The organism is Anaeromyxobacter sp. SG17, assembly GCF_022690695.1.
In the GTDB taxonomy this organism is placed as follows: domain Bacteria; phylum Myxococcota; class Myxococcia; order Myxococcales; family Anaeromyxobacteraceae; genus Anaeromyxobacter; species Anaeromyxobacter soli.
Map to the genome: position 1 here is coordinate 16,916 of NZ_JALCYX010000011.1, position 20,127 is coordinate 37,042.

Genomic DNA, 20,127 nt, shown 5'->3' on the forward strand with positions numbered 1-20,127 from the left:
AACGGGACATGACGCTTCGACGCATCATCGCCATCGGCGCCTGCGCCGCCGCCGTCGGGCTCTCCGCCTGCGGCGAGAAGTGCCCCACCGAGACGCCGCGGGTGGACGCGGTCGCGGGCTGCACCGCCACGCCCGGCTCGACGGTGTCGGTGCCGCTCCGGCTCTGCCCGACGTGCAATCAGAGCGCCGCGAGCTGTGACGTGGACCTGTCGCAGGCGACCTCGAGCGGGACCATCCAGCTCGACCCGGTGGTGGAGGCCTGCGAGAACGCGAACTCGTGCCCGCCCGGCTGTGACCTCAACGCGATCAACTGCACCTTCGCCGCGCCCTCGCAGGTCGGGACCTACGAGATCCTCGTCTACAACCCGGCGACGAACACCACCATCTCGAGGAGGCTCGACGTCGTCGCGAGCGGGTCGACGAGCTGTGCCTTCTAGCGGGGGGCTGCCGGCCGGCGGCTAGGCATAACGGACGCCGCGCCGCATCTGGCGCAGCCTCTCCACGCGCGCCTCGATGGGCGGGTGCGTGGAGAAGAGCTGGAGCATCTTGCCGCCCGCGCCGCGGAACGGGTTCACGATGAACAGGTGCGCGGTGGCGGGGCCGCCGTAGGCGTAGGGCCGCACCTCGTTGCCGCGCTCCAGGGAGAGGAGGGCGTCGGCGAGCGCGTCGGGGTCGCCGGTGAGCTCCGCTCCGGAGGCGTCCGCGCCGAACTCCCGCGAGCGCGACACCGCGAGCTGCACGATCATCGCGATGATCGGCGCGAGCAGCGCCCAGGCGAGCGCGGCGAAGACGTTGCCGCCGCGGTCGTCGTCGGAGCGGCCGCCGAAGCCGCCCAGGATCGCGCCCCACTGGATCATGTGGCCGAGGGAGGCGATGAGGCCCGCCACCGCCGCGGCGATGGTGGCGATGAGCACGTCCCGGTTGCGCACGTGCGACAGCTCGTGCGCGAGCACGCCCTCGAGCTGGCGGCGGTCGAGGATGCTCAGGATGCCCTCGGTCACGGCGACCGCAGAGTGGCTCGGGTTCCTCCCGGTCGCGAACGCGTTCGGGGTAGGCGACGGGATCACGTAGACGGCCGGCATCGGGATGCCCGCCTTGCGCGTGAGCCGCTCCACGATCTCGTAGACGTCCGGGAGCTGCTCTCGCGTGACCGGCCGGGCGCGGTGCGCCATGAGCGCGATCCGGTCGGAGAACCAGTAGGAGAGGAAGTTGAACACCAGGCCGATCGCCCCGAAGAGGAGCATCCCGCCCGTGCCGCCCACCATCTGGCCGCCGATCGCGAGGATCGCGATGAGGAAGGCCATCAGCATGGCGGTCTTCAGGTAGTTGCGGCCGAATCCGCCCGTCGGTCGGTTCATTCCGCGCGGCGTCGTCGCTTCGTTCCAGGCCATATGGAGAGTAGGTAACCACCCGGGCGGCCGCGTCAAACGCGGCGGGCGGGCGGAGGCCCGCCGCGTCGATGCTTTCTCGCGCCCGTGGGGCTCCCGTGCTAAAGCCGGCCCAGGCGATATCGCGAGGTTAGCCCGGTCATGGCATCTCGGAAGGCGACAGCGGCGAAGGGGAAGGGGCGGCCCGCGGCGAGGGTCGAGAAGGCGCAGCTCGAGCTCGTCCAGGTCGAGCCGGCGCCCGCCCGGCGTGGGGGCGCGAGGACGACGAAGGCCGCGCCCGCGGCCGCTCCGCGCAGGGCGCGAGCCCGGCCGGAGCCCGAGCCGGAGCTCCTGCCGGCGATCGAGCCTGCGGCCGAGGCGGAGGAGGCGCCCGAGGCGCCCAAGGCGCCTCGCCGGCGGGCCACCGCCGAGCAGATGGCGTCGAAGCAGCGCGAGATCTCGATCTCCGAGTTCTTCACGAAGAACCGCCACCTCCTCGGCTTCGACAACCCCTCGAAGGCGCTCCTCACGACGATCAAGGAGGCGGTCGACAACTCCCTCGACGCCTGCGAGGAGGCCGGGATCCTCCCCGAGATCACGATCGAGGTCCGCGACCTCGGGCTCGAGAGCACCGAAGCGGAGGAGCCCGCCCCGAAGCGCGCGGGGGGTGCCGTTCCCCCCGCACCGAAGGCCGAGCTCACGAAGGGCGAGGGCCGCTTCGTGGTCGTCATCGAGGACAACGGCCCCGGCATCGTGAAGGCGCAGGCGCCGAAGATCTTCGGCAAGCTCCTCTACGGCTCGAAGTTCCACCGGCTGAAGCAGTCTCGCGGCCAGCAGGGCATCGGCATCAGCGCCGCGGCGATGTACGGCCAGCTCACCACCGGCCGACCGATCCGCGTCACGTCGCGCACCGGCAAGGGGAAGCCGGCGCACTTCTTCGAGATCCAGATCGACACGCGGAAGAACAACCCGGTCGTCACCGAGGACCGCCAGCTCGACGAGTGGCACCAGGAGCACGGCACCCGCGTCGAGCTCGAGATCGTCGCGAACTGGCAGGCCGGCCAGCGGTTCGTGAACCGCTACGTCGAGCACACCGCGCTCTCGAACCCGCACGCGACCGTGCACTACCTGCGCCCGCGCCAGCAGCTCCTCACGTTCCCGCGCGCGACCGAGGAGCTCCCCAAGGAGGCGGTGGAGATCAAGCCGCACCCGCACGGCGTCGAGCTGGGGGCGCTCATGCTGATGGCGGCCGAGTCGAAGGCGCGCGACGTGCGCGGGTTCCTGCAGAGCGGCTTCTCGCGCGTCTCGGGTCAGGTCGCGGACGAGATCGTGAAGCGCGCGGCGTTCAAGGGGCGCGTGCGCCCGCGCGACCTCGGCGAGGACCGAACGCTCGCGGAGAAGCTCCACCGGGCCATCGGCGCGACCAAGATCATGAATCCGCCGACGAACTGCCTGTCGCCCATCGGCGACGAGCTCATGAAGCGCGGGCTCATCTCGTTCCTGAACGTGGTCGAGACGGAGGGGCCCGAGGCGGACGAGCAGCTCGACCTCGACCAGGCCACGAAGAAGAAGGCCTCCCGGAAGGAGAAGGCGGCGAAGGCCGCCGCGCCGGAGGTGCCCGACGCGCCGCCCGAGGAGGGCGTCGAGAAGATCAAGGGGCACAACTACTTCATCGCGACGGTGACGCGGCCGCCCAAGGTCTACCGCGGCAACCCGTTCCAGGTGGAGGTCGGGCTCGCCTACGGCGGCTCCTGGCCGGCGGACAAGCCCATCGAGCTCTTCCGGTTCGCGAACCGCGTGCCGCTGCTCTTCCAGCGCGGCGCGTGCGGCACGACCGAGGCCATCGTCAAGACCGACTGGCGGAACTACCTGCTCTCGCAGCCGAAGGGCTCGCTCCCGGTCGGCCCCATGGCGCTCCTCGTCCACATCGCGTCGGTGTGGGTGCCGTTCACGAGCGAGGCGAAGGAGGCCGTCGCGCACTACCCGGAGATCATGCGGGAGATCCAGCTCGCGGCGCAGGAGTGCGGCCGCAAGCTCGCCGCGCACATCCGCAAGAAGCAGCACGCGGACTACCAGGCGCAGCGCCGCGGCATCTTCGAGCTCTACATCCAGGAGGTCGCGCAGGCGATCGGCAAGATCACCGGCAAGAGCCCGGAGCCCATCAAGCGCGAGTTCCTGCGGCTCGCCGACCGGGTCACGGAGGCGGAGCTCGCGGAGGTGGACGCGGCGCTCGAGGAGCAGTCGAAGAAGCTCACGAAGCGCCCGCGCCGGGCCGAGAACGAGGACGAGTAAGGAACGACCATGGCCAGGCTCGACGCCGTCTCCAAGCAGACCGCCCAGAAGATCGAGAAGCTCGCCGAGACGGTCGTCCGCTCGGTCAAGGGCGGCAAGAACCCCTTCGTCGAGATCCCCATCCGCTCGCTCGCGAACGTGAAGTTCAACGAGAAGCGGCGGCTCATCGAGCTCGGGTCGCAGCGCCAGAAGCGCTACTTCTTCAACGTCGCGATGGCGAAGAAGTTCATGCAGACGTTCCTCGTGTCGGACGCCTGCAAGGAGCTCATCGAGGGCGGCAAGACGACGAGCATCCGCGACCTCTACTACATCACCAAGCACACCATCGGCGACACGAAGCAGAACACCTTCGAGGAGCAGGACGAGTCCGACCCGATCATCGAGGACCTCGAGGTCGCGCTCGACGCGCTCCGCGAGGAGCTGCACCTGTTCGCCTCGCGGAAGGGCTCGATGGTCGGCCCCATCACCATCCGCGACACCGGGGACACCATCGATCTCCGCCGGATGGGCTCCGGCGGGTGGGCGGTCCCCTCGATCGTGGAGGAGAACGTCATCGAGTTCGTCCGCCACGAGGCGAAGTACATCCTCCTCATCGAGAAGGACGCCGTCTGGACGCGCTTCAACGAGGACAAGTTCTGGAAGCGGGAGAAGTGCATCATCCTGCAGGGCGGAGGCCAGCCGCCGCGCGGCGTCCGCCGCCTCGTGCAGCGCCTCCACTCCGAGCTGAAGCTCCCCGTCTACGTGCTCGTCGACAACGATCCGTGGGGCTTCTACATCTACTCGGTCATGAAGCAGGGCTCGATCAACCTCGCCTACGAGTCGATGCGCATGGCGGTGCCGGACGCCCGCTTCGTCGGGCTGTCGTCGTTCGACAAGGACAAGTACAAGCTGCCCGTGAACGTCGCGATCAGGATGGACGACGGCGACAACAACCGCGCGAAGCAGATGCTCGCCTACCCGTGGTTCCAGGCGAAGCAGTGGCAGCGGGAGATCCAGGAGATGGTGCGCTCCGGCCTCAAGTTCGAGCTCGAGGCGCTCTCCCGCCGCGGCATCAGCTTCATCACCGAGGAGTACCTGCCGCGGAAGCTGCGCGACCGCGACTGGCTCGAGTAGCCGCCGCCCGCTCCCCCGCGCCGCCGCGCGGAGTTGACGGCGCGCACGCTCGCGGCGACACTCCCGCGCTCACACGCCTCAAAAGGAGGGACGCATGCCCGCACAGAAGGGGAACCGCTCGAAGCGCAAGGTCGCGAACCGCTCGAAGACGAAGCGCGCCACCGCCACCCGCAAGCGCGCGCTGTCGGTGAAGCGCAAGCGCAAGGCGAAGCGCTCGCCCAAGTAGCGCCGAGCCGCGGAGACGACGGCGGGCAGGGCCTGGCGCACGACGCGATCGCGCTCTGGCCCGCTCGCTCCCGGCCGTCGAGTGGAGCGGGAGCTCAGCCCGCTCGCGCCGTGCTCGCCGGGATCCGGGGGCGAGCGTCATCGGGCCCCTCGCCGAAGTACCCCGCGCAGCGATCCAGGAAACCGTCGAGCGCCGACTGCTCCCCGAGCGGCAGCCGCCGCAGGAACAGCGGCGGGAGCGCGGTGCGCGCGAGCGCGGCGCTCTCGGCGTAGCCGTCGGGCGTGAGCGACCCCTCGACGAGCCGGTACCGCAGGAACAAGAGGAACGTCTGCACGACGTCGGTCATGCAGTACGCCGCGATGCGATCGAGCGCGCCCGCCGCATAGAGCGCCTGCACGTCCGCGCCGGCCACGTCCTCCTTGCCCGGCAGGCCGACGAGCTTCGCGTACAGGTCGAGCGGCGCCGCGCCGCCCGAGCCCTGCGCCGCGAGCAGCTCCTTCAGGTCGAAGTGATCGGCCGCGCCGAAGCGTCTCCCGCCGGTGAACCACGCCGGCGTCGGCACGGAGTGCTTGAGCGAGCGGAGCTCGAGCACGGGGAGATCGAACCCCTTGCCGTGGAACGTGACGAGCGCGGCGCCCTCGAGCCGCTCCCAGGTGCGCGCGAGGAAGGCCGCCTCGTCGCCGCGGCGATCCGTCCACGCGGAGACGTCCACGACCCGCACGATCCCGCCGTCCTCCACCGCCTCGAGCAGGCAGCCCGCCACGGGCCGGTGGTAGGGCAGGGGGAGGAAGTCGCTCCTGCCGCCGGTGCGGGCGCGGCGATCGGCGACCACGCGGCGGAGCTGCTCGGAGTACGGACGAGAAGGCTCGCCGTCCACCGCGCCGACGAGGGCTTCGTCGGGGACAGTCTCGAGATCCAGCGTCACGAAGCGCCACACGCATCGAAGTGTGGCAAGCCGGTCTGACACCGCCTCGCCGGACTGCCGCGGCGCCGCTACTGCGGGAAGACCCCCGGCGCGACGTCGGCGTAGCCCTCGCCGTCGAGCGCCCGCAGGAACGCGACGAGCGCGGAGAGCTCGGCCCGCGTCATCGGCACCGGCACGATGCGCTCCGAGAGCCACGGGTTCGCGAACCCGCCGCGCCAGTAGTGCAGCACGGCCTCCTCCAGCGTCGCCATCGACCCGTCGTGCATGTAGGGCGCGTGCCTCGAGCAGTCGCGCAGGGTGGGTGTCTTGAACGCACCCACGTCCTTCACGTCGCGGGTGACCTCGTAGCGGCCCTTGTCCGCGAAGCCCTCGAGGAGCGGCTGGACCGCGTCCGCGGGCGGGCGCCAGCCGACGCCGAGGTTGTGGAACTGCGAGTCGGAGAGGTTCGGGCCGAGGTGGCACTGCGCGCACTGCGCGCGGCCGAAGAAGAGCTCCATCCCGCGCCGCGCCTCCGGCGAGAGCGCCGCCTCGTCCCCGGCGGCGAAGCGGTCGTAGGCGGAGTTCCCCGAGAGCCGCGTGGCCTCGTAGGCGGCGATCGCCTCGCTCACGCGCGCGACGTCGATGCGCGGATCGCCGAACGCCTCGCGGAAGTACGGCGCGTAGCCGGGGACGCGCGAGACGGTGAGCACCACGTGGTCGAGCGTGTTGCCCATCTCGACCGGGTTCGCGAGCGGCCCCTGCGCCTGCTCCGCCAGGGTCGCGGCCCGCCCGTCCCAGAAGTAGCGCGGGTACACGGGCCACGCGGCGTTCAGGATCGGCGGCGACTTGCGGCGGCCCTGCTGGCCGCGGATGCCGGTCGAGACCGCGGTGGGCTCCGAGAACGCGTGCTCCGGCCGGTGGCAGGTGGCGCAGGAGATCGTGCCGTCCGCGCTGAGGCGCCGGTCGTAGAAGAGCCAGCGCCCGAGCCGGACCTTCTGCGGGGTGACCCACGGCACCGTCGAGAAGTCCGCCGGGCTCCCGAGCGGAGGCGCCGGCAGCGGCCGGACCGGGTTGTCGGCCTCCCACGCGGGCGGCGATCCCGGCGCGGCGGCGGGCCGGACGTCGGCGGAGCGGCACGCGGAGAGCGCCAGGGCGAGGAGCGTGAGCGAGGCGAGGAGGGCGCGGTTCATCGGAGCCCCTACGAAAAGGCCCGCCCGCCCCGCGGTCAAGCAGAACGCCGTCGCATCCCCGTGCAGAGCCGCCCGCCGTGCACCCGCCCGCCCGCTCGCGGCGAACCGCTCCTCGACTCCGGGGCTCTCACGAGCGATGAACGCCCGAGCCATCGCGCGCGCCCACTGGCGGACCGCCGGTGGCGCGGCCGTGGGCGCCGCGGCAGGCGCCGCGTACGCCTACTTCATCGGCTGCAACACCGGGACGTGCCCGCTCACCTCGAGCGTCTGGACGGCCGCGCTCTTCTTCGGCTTCGCGGGCGGCGTGGTCGGGCTCCCCGGCCGGCGCGCAGGCAGCGACCGGGCCGACGCGTCCGCGCGCGAGCAGGGCCCCGGTGGCCCCGCCTAGGTGCGCGGCACCCCGGGGACTCTAGCGCCGTTCAGCCGGCGCGAGCCCCGACACCTCGGCGGGCGGAGCCCGCGTCCCGGCGCGCTCGCCACCGAGCAGCGCTCGCAGCGCGTGCCGCGCCGGGCGCTCGAGCGAGCGCGACACGATGATCGACACGGCGATCGCGAACCCCGCGAACCCGAGCACGAACGCGGCGCTCGGTGCCGCGCCCGGATCCTCCGGTACGAGCCGGCGCGCCCACCGCCAGAGCGGCTCCTGCAGCGCGTACAGCGCGAAGCTCGCGTCGCCGAGGGAGCGTGCCGCGGGCGACGCGAGGACGCGCGCCGGGCCGCTCCCGCCGGCCGCGAGCCCCAGCAGCGCGATCGCGAAGAGCGGCACCGCCAGCCCGTTGTGCACGAGCACGTAGGGCGCGCCGCCCCACGCGAGGAGGACGATCACGGCGCCGAGCGCAGCGGCGGCCGCCGCGCCCCCGAGCCGCCCGAGGCCCACCCCGCGGTGGTGGAGCAGGCCGAGCGCGACGCCGACGCCGAACTCGCCGGCGCGAGCGACGGGGTGGAACTTCAGCGCCTCCAGCCAGAGCGGCTCCTCCCAGGTGAGCGTGGCCGGCTCGACCTGACCGTCGGGCCGCAGCGCGAGGTAGAGGAGCGGGAAGGCGAGGCTCGCCGTCCAGGCGCCGAGCGCCGCGAGCGCGAGGCCGCGGCGCGACAGGCGCGAGAGCCGCGCCGCCACGAACGGGAACGCCGCGTAGAACGCCGCCACGACCGAGGTGGACCAGCCCGGCGGGTTCCAGAGCCGGGCGATGGGGGTCGCCCAGGCCTGCGCGAGCAGGAGGCACGCCGTCGCGACCGTCGCCGCCTTGGCGAGCGCCACGGGGCCGCCCCCCTGCCAGCGCTCGAGCGCGAACGGCGCGATGAGCAGGAACGCGAGCAGGTAGGCGGGGTAGAGCCGGGCGAAGCGCGCCACGTAGAACGTCCGCCGCTCGGCGGGCGCCATCGGCAGCGGATGGGCCCAGGCGAGCACGAATCCCGAGAGCACGTAGAAGAGCCCGACCCAGACGTGTCCGCCGACCCGGACGCGCTCCACCCACGCCGGGAGCCCCGCCACGAGCGGGGCGCCATAGTGGTAGAGGAGGATGCCGAGAGCCGCGGCGAAGCGGAGCCCGGTCAGGGGAGCGAGCCGGTCGCGCCGCGAGGCCTGCACGACCCGCAAGATGGGACCGTTCAGCCGGGGGCGGCAGCGCCGCGCGCGGGGGGTCCCGAGGGGAGCGCCGCGCCGGGGGGCTGATCTCGTCTCGGCTGGGGCTGGGCGAGCCATCCCAGACGCCGATGCCATCGCACGTCCGTGCGCGACCCGGCCGACGCGGGACGGCGTACGGCGGCGCGGCCCGTCGCGAGGGTGCGTACCGGCTTGGGGAAAAGGAGAGGGCCGGGGTCTCCCCCGGCCCTCGTCAGGCGCGCGCGAGGACGCGCGTCAAGGATGGCAGGCGGCGCAGTTCCAGCCCTGCACGCGAGCGTCGGCCACGACCGTGTGCGACAGGTCGGCGCCGATGATGACCTCGTTCACGTCGCGCACCCCGTTCACGTGCGTGTCCTTGTCCACGGAGGTGTTGGTGTAGCCGACGTGACACTCCGCGCAGGTCACCTTCGCGGCGTGGGTCGCGTGGTAGCCCGACGCCGGCGGGATGCCGTGGCAGGAGTCGCAGGAGGTGAGCGCCTGCGTCCAGCGAGGCGACGTCGCGGTGCCGCCCGCGAGCGTCGCGCCGTGGCAGTAGACGCTGCAGGTCTGCGTCCCCTCCGTGAACGCGGGCGTGGCGCCGCCGGCAGAGGCGAGCGGGAGGAACTCGAACGTCACCTCCGCCTTGCCCGTCAGGTGGTCGAGGCTGCCTCCCACCGGATGGCAGGTCTGGCACTGGAAGCCGTTCGAGAGGACGCTGCCGTTCCCGAGGTGCTTCTGGTGCGCGCCGACGCCGGGGTCGGTGGTGGCGGTGGCGCCGGCGACGCTTCCGGGCGGCGCGGCCTCGGCGAGGCGGTCGAGCGTGAAGGCCGTGTCACGCGTGCCGTGACAGAACGTGCAGTTCGACTGCCACCTCGCGAAGCCGATCACGCCGTGGCACCCGTTGCAGGACACCTGCGCGAAGCCGCCGTCGTAGCTCGCGCCGTGGCACTCGGCGCAGCGGCGGATGTCGCGGATCGCGTCGCTGCTGTGCTCCGCGAGGTAGTTCGCGGGGTGCCCGAAGCTCACGTCGGCCGGGTCGACCCGCCCGTTCTGGTGCGCGCCGCCGGGGATGATGTCGCTGTTCGCGTCGACCGTCTGCGGGTGGCAGACGAAGCAGCTCTGGGACTGGGGGTGCGGCGCGGGCGGCGGGAAGCCGTGGCACGCGGCACACGTCCCGGCGGTCGCGCCCTCCTCGCGGGCCTCGAGCGTCCGGGCGTCGTCGCAAGCGGCGAGCATGATGCCGCTCGCGGTGAGGGCGAGCAGGGCGAAGCGCGGGTTGACCATGTGTGTCGAACCTCGGGAGAGCGAGTCGCGGGCGCGATTGGCCCGGCGGATTGCCGGAGGATGCCGCGGGCGCGGACGAACCTCGTTGACCGCGCGCAAGAGTATACGCCGATGTACCCAGACGGCGTCGCTCTTCCGTGTCGCGTGCTCACGGGACCGCCGCGCCCTGGATTCACCCCGGGGCGCGGCGGTCCGTTCACCTGCCGAGGACTACCAGCTCTTCTGACCGTGACATCCCGTGGCGAGGCTCGAGCAGGAGCGCGAGGCGGAGGACCAGGTTCCCTTGACCGAGACCGTGCCCCAGGTTCCCCCGAACTGGACCTCCTTCGTGCCGTTCACGTGGAGCGCCGGGGCCGTGATCGCCCTCGCCGCGTCCACCACGCTCGCGTGGCAGTTGGCGCACTGGAGTCCCAAGCCGCCGACGTGGAACGTGTGCTTTCCGGTATCGGGCGGGCTGCCGTGACAGGAGGTGCAGGTCATCGGCGTCGTGCTCGTCCAGCTCGTCGTGGCGACCGTGCCGCCGCTGAAGTTGCCGTGGCAGTACGTGGACGCGCAGCTCGCGCTCGTCGCGCTCGCCCGCGAGTACACGGGCGTCTTGCCGCCCGTCTTCGCGAGCGCGCCGAACTGAACCTCGGCGACGCCGTCACCGTCCACGTGCGCCGCGTCGGTCCGGACGTCGCTCCCCACCCGCGAGGGGTGGCACGCCTCGCAGGCCACCGGGCTCGAGAGCGTCGCCCCCACGTGCGCGTCGTGGGCGCCGACCGAGACGTTCGTGACGAGGGAGAGCCCGTGGGTGTCCACGGGGGGCGACGCGCGTCCGCTCGCGCGGTCGCCGTGACAGAAGGTGCACTCCGTCGCCCAGCCCGCGTGGCCGGCGGCGGCGTGGCACGCGGTGCAGGAGATGCCGCTCGTCCCGCCCGCGTAGTCCGCGCCGTGGCAGGCGGCGCAGCCGGCGAGCCCCGTCATCGCGGCCTGCCCGTGCCGGGCCGGATCGCTCCAGCCGGTCGGATGCATCCCGCCCGCCTCGATCTCGCCGTCGAGGTGGAGCTTCGCCTCGCGGTTGAGCTCGCCCGTCGCGAGGACGGTGCCCGGATGGCAGACGGAGCAGTCCTGCTTCGAGGGATCGTGCGGCGCGGAGGCCGGCGGGTGACCGTGGCAGCTCGTGCAGTCGAGCGTCACGTCCGCCGTCCAGGCCGGCGAGGGCGCCGCCCCGTGGCACGCGTTGGTGCAGGTGCCGCTCGCCGGGTCGTACGACGGCGTCGCGCCCCGCGCGCTGGCGAGCGGTCCCCAGGCGAAGTCCACGGTCTGGTTCGAGTGCGCGGCGCTGGTCGTCACCGGGTGGCACTCGGCGCAGGCGATGGGATCACGGAACGTGGAGCCCTGCAGGTGGGCGAGGTGGGCGCCGGTCGCCGGCGCGGCCTTCACGAGCGGTGAGTCCGTCACGCGCGTCGCGTCGCCGTGGCAGGTCGTGCAGCCCTCGCCCGAGCCGGGCTGGCCGTCGACGGGGCGGGCCGCGCCGTCGCAGCCGGTGGCGGCGAGAACGGCGAGGGCGACGCAGAGGATCAGGCGCTTCGGGTGGGCCATCGACTCTCCGGGCGGCGAGGCGCGCAGGACGACGGTCCGGACGCGCGGGGAGCTTCACTGCTAGCAACCGTTGTGCCCCGAAGGGGTGAGGCGTTGTGGGCGCTCAGGAGGTCGCAGATGTCGCACCCTCCTCGTGACGGGCACGTACGCTCGTTCTGGTCGCGAGCTGTCCACCGAGGTGCGCCAGGCGAGCGTGCGCCCGCGCGCAGGCTCCGCGCGAGGTGGAGCCCTCACGCAACCCTTGCGTGCAGCGCCGGGGTCCAGCGCCGAGGTCCATTTGGCCGCATGTCGCCGGCTACCCCGCTGGCGTACACTCGCCCTTCACCCTATCGGAGGCACGCCGTGACTCAGACGGAACGGCTGGCCCGCCGCGACGAGCTGCGGGCCGAGATCGCCAAGCACGAGGGCATGCTCGCCGCGCTGCGCGCGGAAGAGGCCAAGCTCCTCGACGAGTGCGATCACAACTACGCGGACGGCCGGCACGCCACGACCGGCGCGCGGGTGAAGATCTGCGCCATCTGCGGCCGCGTGCTGCCGACGCGCGACGACAAGCTCTGGGGCTAGGCCCGCGGCGTCCCGAGCGCGACGGCCGGCGTTCTGCTAGAACGACCGGCCTCGCCGGAGGACCGCATGGCCACCATGAAGCCGTTCCGGGCGCTGCGCCCGCCCGCCGATCTCGCCGCCCGCGTCGCCTCGCCCCCCTACGACGTCGTCTCGACGCGGGAGGCGCGCGCGCTCGCGAAGGGCAACCCCGACAGCTACCTGCGCGTCTCGCGCCCCGAGATCGACCTGCCCGAGGGCACGGACGAGCACGCGGACGCGGTGTACGCGAAGGGCGCCGAGAACCTCGCGGAGCTCGTCCAGCGCGGCGTGCTGCGCGCCGATCCCGAGCCGCGCTTCTACGTGTACGCGCAGCGGATGGGCGCGCACCGGCAGACCGGCCTCGTCGCCTGCGCCTCCGTCGAGGAGTACGACCGGGACGTCATCAAGAAGCACGAGAAGACGCGCGCGGACAAGGAGGACGACCGCGTCCGCCACATCGACACGCTCTCCGCGCACGACGAGCCGGTGTTCCTCACCTACCGGGCCGCGCCGGAGATCGACAGCGCGATCGAGGAGGTGAAGCGCGCCGCGCCCGAGGTGGACCTCGTGACGCCGGACGGCGTGGGCCACCAGCTCTGGGTCGTGCCCGCCGCCATCGGGGCGCGCCTCGAGGCGCTCTTCGCGGGCGTGCCGGCGCTCTACGTCGCCGACGGCCACCACCGCTCCGCCGCCGCCTCGCGCGTCCACGCGAAGCGCGCTGGTCAGCCCGGCGAGCACGGCGCCTTCCTCGCCGTCGTGTTCCCCCACGACCAGATGCAGATCCTCGCCTACAACCGGCTCGTGCGGGACCCGCGCGGCCGGACCGCGGGCGAGCTGCTCGGCGAGATCGGCAAGGTGATGGACGTCTCGCCGGCGAGCGACCCGCGGCCGCCCGGCCCGCTCGCCTTCGGCATCTACGCGGCGGGCCGCTGGTACCTCGCCCGTGTGCGGCCGGGCTCGTACCCGGCGCAGGACCCCGTCGCCTCGCTGGACTGCGCGATCGCGCAGGACCAGATCCTGGCGCCCATCTTCGGCATCGCCGACCCCCGCACCTCGAAGGACGTCGACTTCGTCGGCGGCATCCGCGGCCACGAGGAGCTCGAGCGGCGCGTGAAGGAGGAGGGCTGGTCGCTCGCGCTGCACCTCTTCCCCACGCGCATCGAGCAGCTCATCGCGGTGTCCGACGCCGGCAAGCTCATGCCGCCGAAGAGCACCTGGTTCGAGCCGAAGCTGAGGTCGGGGCTGTTCGTGCACCGGTTCTAGCCGTCCTCTTCTCGCCGTCGAGCCCGCCCCTCGCGGGGGCGTTGACGTCGGACGATCGTTCTCAATATTCTGAACGCACGATGCCGGCGGCGACTCCCGAGACAGTGCAGCGCTTCGTCGAGGCCTGGGGCGCGATGGGCTCGCTCTGGGGCATCAACCGGTCGGTGGCGCGCGTGCACGCGCTGCTCATGGCGACCGAGGAGCCCCTCGCGCTCGAGGAGATCGCCGAGCGGCTCCAGATCTCCAAGGGCAACGCCTCGATGTCGCTGCGCGAGCTGCGGACGTTCGGCGTGGTGCGGCAGGTCGAGGTGGCCGGCGAACGCAGGGACTTCTACGTCACCGAGCCGGACGTCTGGCTCATGTTCTTCCGCATCCTGAAGGAGCGAAAGCGGCGGGAGTTCGATCCGGCCCTGGAGGCGATCCACGCGCTCGTGGACGCGCCGGGCGCGACCGGTGCGGTCCGCGGTCGGCTCGAGCAGATGGCGGACCTCCTCACCACCGTGGAGGGCGTCGTGAACCGGTTCCTCCAGGACCCGCAGTCGTCCCGCTCGGCCCTGGCGTTCATCGCCGGGATGCCGTTCGGCCGAAGGCAGAACGGGAAGGGGTAGCTCGGGCCGCCTCGCGGGCGCGGAAGGGAATCGGCGTACCCACGACGTTCATAAAATTCTGAACCTTGATGGTCGATGAGGAGGAAAGCCCATGAGCCGCCCACACGTCCACGCGATCACCGGCGCCTTCGGCTACAGCGGGAGGGAGATCGCGCGGCTCCTCCTCGCGCGCGGCGAGCGCGTGAGGACGCTCACCGGGCACCCGGACCGCCCCGATCCCTTCGGCGGACGCGTCGAGGTGGAGCCCTTCCGCTTCGATGATCCGTCCAGGATGCGCGAGGCGCTCGCGGGCGTGAGGGTCCTCTACAACACCTACTGGGTCCGCTTCGATCACGGCGCGTCGACGTTCGCGCGGGAGGTCGAGAACAGCCGCGCGCTCTTCCGCGCGGCGGCGGAGGCCGGCGTCGAGCGCGTCGTCCACGTCTCCATCACGAACCCCGCGTCGGGCTCGCCCCTGCCGTACTTCCGCGGCAAGGCCGAAGTCGAGCGGGCGCTCCGCGAGTCGGGGCTCTCCCACGCCATCCTTCGCCCCGCGGTGTTCTTCGGCGGCAGGGACGTGCTCATCAACAACATCGCGTGGCTGCTGCGACGGCTCCCCGTGTTCGGGGTGGCGCGCGGTGCCTACGGCATCCAGCCGGTGCACGTCGAGGACGTGGCGCGGCTCGCCGTGGAGCAGGGAGAGCGCGGCGGGGACGTGGTCCTCGACGCGGTCGGCCCCGAGGTGTTCGCGTTCGACGAGCTCGTCCGGCTCGTCCGCGCGGCCGTACGTTCGCGGGCCGCGATCGTGCCGGTCCCGCGGTGGCTGCTCCTCGGCGCGGCCCGCGCGCTCCGCGCGCCGCTCGGCGACGTCGTGCTCACGAAGGACGAGGTCGAGGGGCTCACCGCGAACCTGCTCGTCTCCGGCGGGCCGCCCACCGCCGTCACGAGCTTCACGGAGTGGCTCGCCGCGCACGCGGACGGGCTCGGGATCGAGTGGGCGTCCGAGCTCGGCAGGCACTACCGGTGAGCGAATCGACCGGCGTGCGGCAGGGAGAGGGGAGGAGAGGATGACTTCTGCGTCGATGTTCTCGATCGAGGTGCTGACGGCACTGCTCTGCAGCGTGGGCATCACCGCGGTGCTCACGCGCCCGCTGCGCGCCGTGCTCACCGACGTGTGCGGGACGCCCGAGCGCGCGGGGTTCTGGGTCCGCTATGCGAACGTGATGCTGTTCCTCGCGCCGCTCGTGGGGATCGTGGTGTTCGGACGGTCCGGCTCCCTCGCTGAACCGACCCTGGGTTTCTACAAGGCGGCGCTCGGCTCGGCGCTGTCCGGCGCATTCGTCGCGCTCGCGGCGATCGGCCTGCAGGTCTCGCGGTTCCTCCCGCGGCGCAACGACGGCGCACCGCCCGCGGGGTGACGGCCGCGGGACCCGCCGCTTCGTCGTTTCCCCGCCTGGCCTCGCGCCGCACGCGCTCGGGGCGACCCGCGCGCCTTCGACGCGCCTCGGTCGCGGCTCGAGCCGCGGGTCTCGTCAGAGGAGGAGCCGCAGCAGCATCCCGACCGTCGTGGTGTAGCCGGCGGCGGAGCGCTTCACGCGGCCCTGCGCGTCGAGGAAGTAGTACGTCGGGAACGAGTCGACGCGAAAGGCGCGCAGCGCCCCGTCGTCCGCGAGGAGCACGGGGAGCTCGACGCCCTGCTCGCGCACGTAGGCCCGTACGTCGGCGAGGTCCTCGTAGGCCGCCGCGATCGTGACGACGCGGGCGCGAGCGCCGGCGAGGCGGCTCACCCAGGACAGGTTGCCGGAGGCGGCCTTGCAGACCGGGCACCACGGCGCCCAGAAGGCCACGAGGACCGGCTTGCCGCGCAGGGAGTCGAGCGCGACGCGCTCCCCGGTGAGCGACGGGAGGACGATCGAAGGCGCGGTTCCGCGCTCGAGGTGGCCGCGCGTCTGCCACGCTCCCACGAGCAGCACGGCCGCGAGCACGAAGGCGAGATCGACGGCCCACCTCGCAGCGCGGGTCCCGCGGAGGCGCCGGTAGGCGCCCGCGAGGCGCGAGGCTGCTGGGTCTGGAGAGCTCATGCGCCGGTGGGAGCCGCGGCGGGCGGGAGGGATGCGCCGCGCCTCATGCGGTCAGGCCGCGCAGCGCCGCGAGCAGCTCCTCCACGCCGAACGGCTTCGGCAGGAACGCGTCGAACTCGATCCCCTGCCGCATCCGCGAGGAGGTGTGGCCGCTCGACATGACGATGCGCACGCCGGCGAGGCGTGGGTTTTCGCGGATCCGGGCGACGAGCTCGCGCCCGTCCATGCCGGGCATGACGAGATCGAGGAGCACGATGGCGGGAGGCGGCCCTTCGGCGAGCGTCTCGAGCGCGCGCGCGCCGTCCTCGGCCAGCGTGACGAGGTAGCCCTCGAGCTCGAGGCACTCCTGCAGGTTCTCGCGCAGGGCGGCGCTGTCGTCGACGACGAGGATCCTGGCTGGCTCGGGGCTCATCCGCTCGCCCGGTTGGATAACGCTCGCCCCCGCGAGGGGCAAGCTCGACGAGGTCCCAGGATCGCGGGGCTCACCCCGCCGGGCGAGCGCCGGCTACGGGGCGTTTCGCCGGACGATGCTCGCGTTGAGGACGAGCGCGAAGCCGGACCAGCCGAGGTACGGCAGCATCAGCACCGCGGCGGCCCGGTCGACGCGGCGCGCCTTCCAGGCGTACGCGCCGACGACCGGGAGGAGCGCGGCGAGCACCCCCAGCGCCGCGCGCGGCCGGCGCGCGCCGAAGAAGACCGGCGACCATGCCCCGTTCAGCGCGAGCTGCGCGCTCCACAGCGCGAGGGCGCGGCGGCGGACGGGCGACCTGCTCCGCCACACGCGGTACCCGGACGTCGCCATGAGCGCGTAGAGCGCGGTCCAGACCGGCGGGAAGGCGGCAGAGGGCGGCTGGTACCGCGGCTTCTCGAGGCGCCGGTACCAACGGCTCTGCACGGAGCGCCGCGTCGCTGCCGCGCCGAGCGCCGACACCGCTGCGGTCGCGCCGGCGAAGGTCCCGAAGGCGAGGAGCCGCGCGCCGGGGCCCGGCGGGGTGAGGTGGCGGATGTCGAGCTCGGTCATGCCTCGAACGTGCGCACGCGGGCGTCGCCGCGGCTGCGCCCGCTTGCGCGCGCCCGTTCGCCGGGCTACGAATGGCGCGCGCCGCTCGCGCGGCGCGTCCATGCTCGCCTAGCTCCGGAACCCGAGGCCTCTCTCCTCCCCGCGACGCGGTCACCCCCGCGCGCCCCGGTCCCTCCTGGAGCACGATCATGCCCTCCGTCCGCCTCGAGCGGCTCTCGTTCGCCTACGCGGACTCGAGCCCCATCCTCTCCGACGTCGATCTGCTGCTGCCGTCCGGCTTCACCGCCCTCGTGGGCGAGAACGGCGCGGGGAAGTCCACGCTGCTCGCGCTCCTCGCCGGCGCGCTCGCGCCGGGCCAGGGCCGCGTGCGCGCGGACCCGGAGGGTGCGCTCGTCGCGCTCTGCCCGCAGGAGGTGCACCTGCCGGGCGAGGCGGTCCTCGCGCTCGCCGGGCGCGACGACGGCGAGTCCCGCCGGCTGCGCGCGTCGCTCGCGCTGGCCCCGGAGGAGCTCGGGCGCTGGGGATCGCTCTCGCCCGGCGAGCGCAAGCGCTGGCAGGTCGCCGGTGCCCTCGCGGCGGAGCCCGACGTGCTGCTCCTCGACGAGCCGACGAACCACGCGGACGCGGACGCCCGCGCGCTCCTCGTCGCGGCGCTCCGGCGCTTCCGCGGAGTGGGCGTGGTCGTCTCGCACGATCGCGCGCTCCTCGAGGCGATCGCGCCGCGCACGCTCCGGCTCCACCGCGGCGAGGCGCGGCTGTGGCCGCTCCCGTACGGCGCGGCGCGCGCAGGGTGGGAGGAGGAGCTCCGCGCGGCCTGGGACCGCCGCGGCGCGGCGCAGGAGGCGGCGCGGAGGGGCGCGCGGAAGCTCGACGAGGCGCGCCGGGAGCGCGAGGCGGCGGAGCGCGCGATGAGCGGGAGAGGGCGCGATCCGAAGGATCGCGACGCGCGCACGCTCGGCGCGAAGACGCGGCGCGCGTGGGCGGAGGACGGGCTCGGCGCCCACGTGAACCGGCTCCGCTCGGCGGCGGAGCGCGCGGACGCGGCCGTCCCGGACGCGCCGGGCGCCGCGGTGCTCGGCGGGGCGATCTCCCTCGGGTTCGAGCGAGCGCCGCGCCCGGTGCTCCTCGCGCTCGACGCGGACGTCGTGCGGGCCGGGCCCGCGCCCGTGCTGCGCGACGTGCACGTGCGGCTCCGGCGCGAGGCGCGCGTTCGCGTCGAAGGGCCGAACGGCGCCGGCAAGACGACGCTCGTCGAGGCGCTCCTCACCGGCTCGACGCTCCCGCCGGAGAAGCTCCTCCACCTGCCGCAGGAGCTCCCTCCCGGCGCGCGGGCGCGCCTCCTCGAGGAGGTCCGCGCGCTCGCGCCGGAGCCGAAGGGGAGGGTGCTCTCGCTCGTCGCCGCGCTCGGGAGCGACCCGGCGCGGCTCCTCGCGTCGCGCGATCCGTCGCCGGGCGAGGCGCGCAAGCTCCTCCTCGCGCTCGGGCTCGGGCGGCACGCCTGGGCGCTCGTGCTCGACGAGCCGACCAACCACCTCGACCTGCCCACCGTGGAGCGGCTCGAGGCCGCGCTCGAGGCGTACCCGGGCGCCATCCTGCTCGTCACGCACGACGACGCGTTCGCGGCGCGCGTGCTGGGCGAGCGCGCCGGCGCGCCGGGCGCGGACGCGCGAGCGGAGCGGTGGCGCATCGCGGGAGGACGGGTCGCGCCGGAGTAGCGCGCCGGGGAGGGGCCGCTCAGGCGCGGCGGCAGAGCGCCTCGAGGTAGCGCGACCGCACCTGCTCGGTCGCGAGGAGGCGCTTCGCGGGAGGGAGTCGGAGGACCACGCCGAGGAGCGCGGCGAGGGCCCGGTGGCTGAAGAGCACCCGGTCGTCGAAGACGAGCTCCTGCAGCTTGCCGCGCTCGATTGCCATGAGGACCGCGCGGTGCGCGCCGTTGAGCGGCGTGAGCCGCCGGCGGGCGCGCGGGCGCAGCGCGATGGCCCCGGGAGTGCAGGCGCGGACGCACACGCCGCAGCCGAGGCAGCGCTCCTCGTCGAGCCGCGCCACCGTCCGCTTCGGGTGGCGCGCGTCGTTCGCCGACACCGCCGAGAGCGCCTCCACCGGGCAGGCGCGGACGCATTTCTCGCAGCCGTTGCAGGCCCGCTCGTCCACGGCCGGGAGGAACGCGGTCGTGTGGATGGGGTGCATCACCGCGAACTTCCGCGCTGCGATCATCGCCTCGCAGCAGCAGCCGCAGCAGTTGCAGATGAAGTTCACCGACTCGCGCACGTTCTCGCCGAACTGCACGAGGCCGCGGTCGCGGGCCTGCTGGAGGAGGTCGAGCCCCTCCGCCACGTCCACGGCCCGGGCGTGGCCGTGCCGGACGAGCGAGGCCGCGGAGACGTTGAACGTCATGCAGATGTCCTGCGGCGCGTCGCAGGCGCGGCCGAGGTGCTGCATCTTGTGGCGGCAGTAACAGAGGCCGACGGCGCGGTGCCTCGCGGTCCGGATCACCTCGCTCGCGCGCTCGTAGTCGAGCACGTGCAGGGCGTCGTCCTCCGCGACCGCCTCCTCGTTCACGAACGTCCGCCCGAGCTGCGTCTCGCCGCCGGCGAACAGCGCCCGGACGAAGTCCTCCTCCACGTTGAGGTACTGGTAGAAGAGCTCCGCGAGCGCCTTCTGGTCCAGGTCGCCCCGCACGCGCATCATCGAGAACTCGAAGAACCCCGCCATCGGCGGGGGCAGCACGTAGCGGAAGCCGTCCTTGCCCTCGATGTCCACGAGCAGCGCGCGCGCCGCGAGCGCCTCGAGGACCTTGCGCGCCTCCGCCTCGGTGGTCTTCCAGACGGCCGCGGCCTTCGCCACGGTGAACGGCTTCAGGGGGAGGACGGACACGAGCTCCGCCTCCCGCTCGCTGAACAGGAGCCTCAGGATCTCGAAGAGGCTCCGAGAGGGCGGCGCCCCCTGCGGGGAGCGGTTCAGCCGCTCCGTGAGGCGCTCGTAGACGGATCGCGATGCGTGGTGGGCCATGGGCTCTGGTCTCCGGTCTCT

Annotated in this window: 21 protein-coding genes; 11 read left to right on the forward strand and 10 right to left on the reverse strand. The window is 73.3% G+C overall.

The window, feature by feature from the left end:
• Positions 1-8 precede the first annotated feature (8 nt).
• Positions 9-437 (forward strand): hypothetical protein, encoded by a 429-nt coding sequence (locus tag MNY60_RS06860; RefSeq protein WP_242337426.1) that lies wholly within the window; start codon positions 9-11, stop codon positions 435-437.
• A 21-nt stretch (positions 438-458) separates the two neighbouring features.
• Here MNY60_RS06860 and MNY60_RS06865 read toward each other — a convergent pair whose 3' ends face one another.
• Positions 459-1,391 (reverse strand): zinc metalloprotease HtpX, encoded by a 933-nt coding sequence (locus tag MNY60_RS06865; RefSeq protein ID WP_242337428.1) that lies wholly within the window; start codon positions 1,389-1,391, stop codon positions 459-461.
• Positions 1,392-1,529: 138 nt separating this feature from the next.
• Between MNY60_RS06865 and MNY60_RS06870 the strand changes: the two genes are divergently transcribed.
• The 3 genes from MNY60_RS06870 (at position 1,530) to MNY60_RS23680 (ending at position 4,998) form a co-directional block, all read left to right on the forward strand.
• Positions 1,530-3,659, forward strand: coding sequence for a DNA topoisomerase VI subunit B (locus tag MNY60_RS06870; protein WP_242337430.1), 2,130 nt, complete (start codon positions 1,530-1,532; stop codon positions 3,657-3,659).
• Between the two features lie 9 nt (positions 3,660-3,668).
• Positions 3,669-4,772, forward strand: coding sequence for a DNA topoisomerase IV subunit A (locus tag MNY60_RS06875; RefSeq protein ID WP_242337432.1), 1,104 nt, complete (start codon positions 3,669-3,671; stop codon positions 4,770-4,772).
• Positions 4,773-4,866: 94 nt separating this feature from the next.
• Positions 4,867-4,998, forward strand: a complete 132-nt coding sequence (locus tag MNY60_RS23680) for a hypothetical protein (protein ID WP_255821210.1) — start codon at positions 4,867-4,869, stop codon at positions 4,996-4,998.
• A gap of 94 nt (positions 4,999-5,092) precedes the next feature.
• Here the strand turns inward: MNY60_RS23680 and MNY60_RS06880 are convergent, their stop codons facing one another.
• Positions 5,093-5,923 carry a 3'-5' exonuclease gene (locus MNY60_RS06880; protein ID WP_242360249.1) on the reverse strand — a complete coding sequence of 277 codons (831 nt, stop codon included), beginning with the start codon at positions 5,921-5,923 and terminating at the stop codon, positions 5,093-5,095.
• Positions 5,924-5,991: 68 nt separating this feature from the next.
• The gene (locus MNY60_RS06885; RefSeq protein WP_242337436.1) at positions 5,992-7,092 is read right to left on the reverse strand and encodes a cytochrome-c peroxidase; all 1,101 of its coding nucleotides are present in this window, start codon (positions 7,090-7,092) and stop codon (positions 5,992-5,994) included.
• Positions 7,093-7,228: 136 nt separating this feature from the next.
• Between MNY60_RS06885 and MNY60_RS06890 the strand changes: the two genes are divergently transcribed.
• Positions 7,229-7,480 carry a DUF6132 family protein gene (locus MNY60_RS06890; RefSeq protein ID WP_242337438.1) on the forward strand — a complete coding sequence of 84 codons (252 nt, stop codon included), beginning with the start codon at positions 7,229-7,231 and terminating at the stop codon, positions 7,478-7,480.
• A 21-nt stretch (positions 7,481-7,501) separates the two neighbouring features.
• On the opposite strand, the gene MNY60_RS06895 is transcribed toward MNY60_RS06890, so the two are convergent.
• The 3 genes from MNY60_RS06895 to MNY60_RS06905 all read right to left on the reverse strand — a co-directional run bounded on the left by MNY60_RS06895 (position 7,502) and on the right by MNY60_RS06905 (position 11,563).
• On the reverse strand, positions 7,502-8,680 hold the full coding sequence (locus MNY60_RS06895) for an acyltransferase (protein ID WP_242337483.1): 1,179 nt from the start codon (positions 8,678-8,680) through the stop codon (positions 7,502-7,504).
• Positions 8,681-8,950: 270 nt separating this feature from the next.
• On the reverse strand, positions 8,951-9,979 hold the full coding sequence (locus MNY60_RS06900; RefSeq protein WP_242360250.1) for a CxxxxCH/CxxCH domain-containing protein: 1,029 nt from the start codon (positions 9,977-9,979) through the stop codon (positions 8,951-8,953).
• Between the two features lie 210 nt (positions 9,980-10,189).
• Positions 10,190-11,563, reverse strand: coding sequence for a CxxxxCH/CxxCH domain-containing protein (locus MNY60_RS06905; protein ID WP_242354838.1), 1,374 nt, complete (start codon positions 11,561-11,563; stop codon positions 10,190-10,192).
• A 342-nt stretch (positions 11,564-11,905) separates the two neighbouring features.
• Between MNY60_RS06905 and MNY60_RS06910 the strand changes: the two genes are divergently transcribed.
• The 5 genes from MNY60_RS06910 to MNY60_RS06930 all read left to right on the forward strand — a co-directional run bounded on the left by MNY60_RS06910 (position 11,906) and on the right by MNY60_RS06930 (position 15,413).
• Positions 11,906-12,127 (forward strand): hypothetical protein, encoded by a 222-nt coding sequence (locus tag MNY60_RS06910; RefSeq protein WP_242337444.1) that lies wholly within the window; start codon positions 11,906-11,908, stop codon positions 12,125-12,127.
• Positions 12,128-12,193: 66 nt separating this feature from the next.
• Positions 12,194-13,408, forward strand: a complete 1,215-nt coding sequence (locus MNY60_RS06915) for a DUF1015 domain-containing protein (protein WP_242354836.1) — start codon at positions 12,194-12,196, stop codon at positions 13,406-13,408.
• A gap of 80 nt (positions 13,409-13,488) precedes the next feature.
• On the forward strand, positions 13,489-14,016 hold the full coding sequence (locus tag MNY60_RS06920) for a GbsR/MarR family transcriptional regulator (RefSeq protein ID WP_242337448.1): 528 nt from the start codon (positions 13,489-13,491) through the stop codon (positions 14,014-14,016).
• Positions 14,017-14,107: 91 nt separating this feature from the next.
• Positions 14,108-15,022, forward strand: a complete 915-nt coding sequence (locus MNY60_RS06925) for an SDR family oxidoreductase (RefSeq protein ID WP_242360251.1) — start codon at positions 14,108-14,110, stop codon at positions 15,020-15,022.
• Positions 15,023-15,062: 40 nt separating this feature from the next.
• Positions 15,063-15,413, forward strand: a complete 351-nt coding sequence (locus MNY60_RS06930) for a hypothetical protein (RefSeq protein ID WP_242337452.1) — start codon at positions 15,063-15,065, stop codon at positions 15,411-15,413.
• A gap of 114 nt (positions 15,414-15,527) precedes the next feature.
• Here MNY60_RS06930 and MNY60_RS06935 read toward each other — a convergent pair whose 3' ends face one another.
• The 3 genes from MNY60_RS06935 to MNY60_RS06945 all read right to left on the reverse strand — a co-directional run bounded on the left by MNY60_RS06935 (position 15,528) and on the right by MNY60_RS06945 (position 17,097).
• The gene (locus tag MNY60_RS06935; protein WP_242354832.1) at positions 15,528-16,076 is read right to left on the reverse strand and encodes a TlpA disulfide reductase family protein; all 549 of its coding nucleotides are present in this window, start codon (positions 16,074-16,076) and stop codon (positions 15,528-15,530) included.
• Positions 16,077-16,119: 43 nt separating this feature from the next.
• On the reverse strand, positions 16,120-16,488 hold the full coding sequence (locus MNY60_RS06940; RefSeq protein WP_242337455.1) for a response regulator: 369 nt from the start codon (positions 16,486-16,488) through the stop codon (positions 16,120-16,122).
• A 93-nt stretch (positions 16,489-16,581) separates the two neighbouring features.
• On the reverse strand, positions 16,582-17,097 hold the full coding sequence (locus MNY60_RS06945) for a TspO/MBR family protein (RefSeq protein WP_242360252.1): 516 nt from the start codon (positions 17,095-17,097) through the stop codon (positions 16,582-16,584).
• 188 nt (positions 17,098-17,285) lie between these two features.
• Between MNY60_RS06945 and MNY60_RS06950 the strand changes: the two genes are divergently transcribed.
• Positions 17,286-18,812 (forward strand): ATP-binding cassette domain-containing protein, encoded by a 1,527-nt coding sequence (locus tag MNY60_RS06950; protein ID WP_242354824.1) that lies wholly within the window; start codon positions 17,286-17,288, stop codon positions 18,810-18,812.
• Positions 18,813-18,831: 19 nt separating this feature from the next.
• On the opposite strand, the gene MNY60_RS06955 is transcribed toward MNY60_RS06950, so the two are convergent.
• Positions 18,832-20,106 carry a 4Fe-4S dicluster domain-containing protein gene (locus tag MNY60_RS06955; protein WP_242337461.1) on the reverse strand — a complete coding sequence of 425 codons (1,275 nt, stop codon included), beginning with the start codon at positions 20,104-20,106 and terminating at the stop codon, positions 18,832-18,834.
• Positions 20,107-20,127 lie beyond the last annotated feature (21 nt).

Bases quoted from the DNA above. Each gene is read 5' to 3' on its own strand.
- MNY60_RS06860 (WP_242337426.1), top strand. From the start codon at position 9: ATGACGCTTCGACGCATCATCGCCATCGGCGCCTGCGCCGCCGCCGTC.
- MNY60_RS06865 (WP_242337428.1), bottom strand. From the start codon at position 1,391: ATGGCCTGGAACGAAGCGACGACGCCGCGCGGAATGAACCGACCGACG.
- MNY60_RS06870 (WP_242337430.1), top strand. From the start codon at position 1,530: ATGGCATCTCGGAAGGCGACAGCGGCGAAGGGGAAGGGGCGGCCCGCG.
- MNY60_RS06875 (WP_242337432.1), top strand. From the start codon at position 3,669: ATGGCCAGGCTCGACGCCGTCTCCAAGCAGACCGCCCAGAAGATCGAG.
- MNY60_RS23680 (WP_255821210.1), top strand. From the start codon at position 4,867: ATGCCCGCACAGAAGGGGAACCGCTCGAAGCGCAAGGTCGCGAACCGC.
- MNY60_RS06885 (WP_242337436.1), bottom strand. From the start codon at position 7,092: ATGAACCGCGCCCTCCTCGCCTCGCTCACGCTCCTCGCCCTGGCGCTC.
- MNY60_RS06890 (WP_242337438.1), top strand. From the start codon at position 7,229: ATGAACGCCCGAGCCATCGCGCGCGCCCACTGGCGGACCGCCGGTGGC.
- MNY60_RS06900 (WP_242360250.1), bottom strand. From the start codon at position 9,979: ATGGTCAACCCGCGCTTCGCCCTGCTCGCCCTCACCGCGAGCGGCATC.
- MNY60_RS06905 (WP_242354838.1), bottom strand. From the start codon at position 11,563: ATGGCCCACCCGAAGCGCCTGATCCTCTGCGTCGCCCTCGCCGTTCTC.
- MNY60_RS06915 (WP_242354836.1), top strand. From the start codon at position 12,194: ATGGCCACCATGAAGCCGTTCCGGGCGCTGCGCCCGCCCGCCGATCTC.
- MNY60_RS06920 (WP_242337448.1), top strand. From the start codon at position 13,489: ATGCCGGCGGCGACTCCCGAGACAGTGCAGCGCTTCGTCGAGGCCTGG.
- MNY60_RS06925 (WP_242360251.1), top strand. From the start codon at position 14,108: ATGAGCCGCCCACACGTCCACGCGATCACCGGCGCCTTCGGCTACAGC.
- MNY60_RS06930 (WP_242337452.1), top strand. From the start codon at position 15,063: ATGACTTCTGCGTCGATGTTCTCGATCGAGGTGCTGACGGCACTGCTC.
- MNY60_RS06935 (WP_242354832.1), bottom strand. From the start codon at position 16,076: ATGAGCTCTCCAGACCCAGCAGCCTCGCGCCTCGCGGGCGCCTACCGG.
- MNY60_RS06940 (WP_242337455.1), bottom strand. From the start codon at position 16,488: ATGAGCCCCGAGCCAGCCAGGATCCTCGTCGTCGACGACAGCGCCGCC.
- MNY60_RS06945 (WP_242360252.1), bottom strand. From the start codon at position 17,097: ATGACCGAGCTCGACATCCGCCACCTCACCCCGCCGGGCCCCGGCGCG.
- MNY60_RS06950 (WP_242354824.1), top strand. From the start codon at position 17,286: ATGCCCTCCGTCCGCCTCGAGCGGCTCTCGTTCGCCTACGCGGACTCG.
- MNY60_RS06955 (WP_242337461.1), bottom strand. From the start codon at position 20,106: ATGGCCCACCACGCATCGCGATCCGTCTACGAGCGCCTCACGGAGCGG.